This window comes from Yaniella soli (assembly GCF_054782375.1).
Genome location: NZ_BAAGSP010000066.1, coordinates 1 through 2,228, shown reverse-complemented (window position 1 = coordinate 2,228; position 2,228 = coordinate 1). Strand labels below are relative to the sequence as shown.

The window sequence follows — 2,228 nt, the reverse complement described above, 5'->3', positions numbered from 1 at the left end:
CACAACACGAGGTTGTGTGATCTTTGAAATAGGAGATTTCGATGACGGATTACCGTTTCGTGATGCGGCTGTTGATGCAGCAGTGGTCATTTCGACAGATTGCCCAGCGCGCCAGGTGTTCGAATGCCACGATCGCCAAGGCCAAACAAATCTGCGAAGAGCACGGCTTCACCACCGTGGCAGATATTGAACAACTCACCACCGAAGACGTGGAGTTGTTGTTCATGGATGGCCGCAAGGCCGTCTCGGACGAATTTGTGGGCTTTGACCTGGAACGCATGGTCAAACGCCGCACCGGTGTGCACAAAGCACCGTTGAAAGTACTGTGGGCCCGGTATTTAGAAACCGACGCAGCACCGGGGCAACGGCATTATAGTTACCAGCGGTTTTGCCAGATCGTTGGGCAATACGTGGACGTCAATCAGCTGACGATGCGAATCCAACATGTCCCAGGCCATACGATGCAGGTGGACTGGGCCGGTCAGAAAATGGTGCTGTTTGACCCGGTCACCGGCACCAAAACCCGGATCTCGATTTTTGTGGCGGCGTTACCGTATTGCGGGCTGGTCTTCGCTCACGGGTATGCCAACGAACGACAGCCCAACTGGTTAGATGGGCATAAACGAGCCTTCGAGCATGCCGGTGGGGTCACCCAAGTCGTTATCCCTGACAACGCCTCGACTGCGTCGAATCAGATTGCCAAGGGTGATCGGGCCAGGGAGGTCAATCACGCCTATGAGGAGTTCTTGGCCTACTACAACACGGCGGCGGTGCCGACTGATGCCAATGCACCGCAACAGAAGGGCAACGTCGAGGCGGGGGTCAAGGTGGTCACGCATGACGTTATTCAGTTTTTGGCGGATCGTCGCTTTGCCAGTCTGGATGAACTCAATGCCGCCATCAGCCAGCGACTGGAAGTCATCAATACGCGCACCCCATTTCGCGGCAACAACGAACTCAGCCGCCGAGAGCTGTTTGAACAGCATGAACGCCACGCCCTGTTGCCGCTACCCGAGCAACCCTGGCAGCCGGTGGTGTGGCGTAAATCCAAGGTCAACCGGGATTACCATCTTGAGATTGCCACGGTGAAATACTCAGTCCCGTATGCCTATGCGGGGCAGCGTGTGGATGTCAGAATCATCGGTGACCAGCTGGCGGTGATGGCCGATAACCAGGTCATTGCCCGCCACACGGTCCCGGATGCCAAACACGTGTTTATCACGGATCCTGACCACGCCCCGGCCCACCACCGGGCCGCTTCAGGATTATGGACAGGCGCCTATTTCCTGCGCCAAGCTCATAAGATTGGCCCAGCCACCGTGGAGGCCATCACCCGAGTGTTGCATCGACAACGCATCGAAGCCCAAGGCTATCGAACCTGTCAGAACATCCTGAACTTGGCCAAAGGCAGCACCGAGAAGAAACGCTTGTTGGAACAGGCCTGCCAAGAGCTGATCGCCCAGCAGACTGGCCGGCTGATCAGCTACACCAGCGTCAAACAACACCTGGCCGCCCTCCGGGCTCAGGCCGCCGATCGGCCCACCACCGGGGCCACCAAGCCGAGCGGCCAACGGACTTCCACGCCGATGGGCACCGCCCCGCGGGATACCCGCGGGGCGCATTTAGCTGGCCCCGATCGGTTCAGCCTGGATGCGTTATTGCAACACCGCCACGACCCTGAGCAGCAGCATGACGGCATCGACCAGGACGGGGGTCAGCGTTAATGGATCGCCATCTCACCCAAGACGATATGCCGTTATTCACGCAGTTACGCATGACCGCGTTTGGTCACACCGTGATCGAACTGGCCAATGACCCGGCCTATGATGACTGGACGTTTTCCCAAAAAATCCTCTATGCCTTGGAACAGGAAAACGCCGCCAGGCAGCAACGCCGAACTCAGAAACTGTTGAAGGCTTCTCGGACACCAAATCCACAAGCCTGTATCGAAGAACTGCGTTACTTACCTGACCGGAGTCTCAACCGAGAAGTCATCGGACGCTTAGCCAGCGGCCAATGGATCGACCAGGCCCAAAACCTGGTCATCCTGGGCACCTCCAGTGTTGGCAAAACCTACCTTGCCCAAGCACTGCTCAATGCCGCTTGCCGCAAATTCTACACCGCCCGGTTCTTCCGCCTCGATGATCTGGCCAATCAATTAGCTGTCCTGGAGTACAACTCACAACATCGGTTGGATTTTCTGACTGACCTGCATAACTGTGATGTCT

At 57.1% G+C, this 2,228-nt stretch carries 2 protein-coding genes; both read left to right on the top strand.

Annotated elements, in window-relative coordinates:
- Nucleotides 1-41 precede the first annotated feature (41 nt).
- Complete coding sequence (gene istA / locus ACYVJT_RS15185) at nucleotides 42-1,724, top strand: IS21 family transposase (protein WP_499418550.1); 1,683 nt, start codon at nucleotides 42-44, stop codon at nucleotides 1,722-1,724.
- Nucleotides 1,724-2,228, top strand: a 505-nt coding sequence (locus ACYVJT_RS15180; RefSeq protein WP_499418549.1) for an ATP-binding protein, incomplete at its 3' end; no start/stop codon positions are given. The genes istA and ACYVJT_RS15180, both read left to right, overlap by 1 nt.

Coding starts and splice junctions, on each gene's coding strand:
- istA (WP_499418550.1), top strand. CDS start 42: ATGACGGATTACCGTTTCGTGATGCGGCTGTTGATGCAGCAGTGGTCA.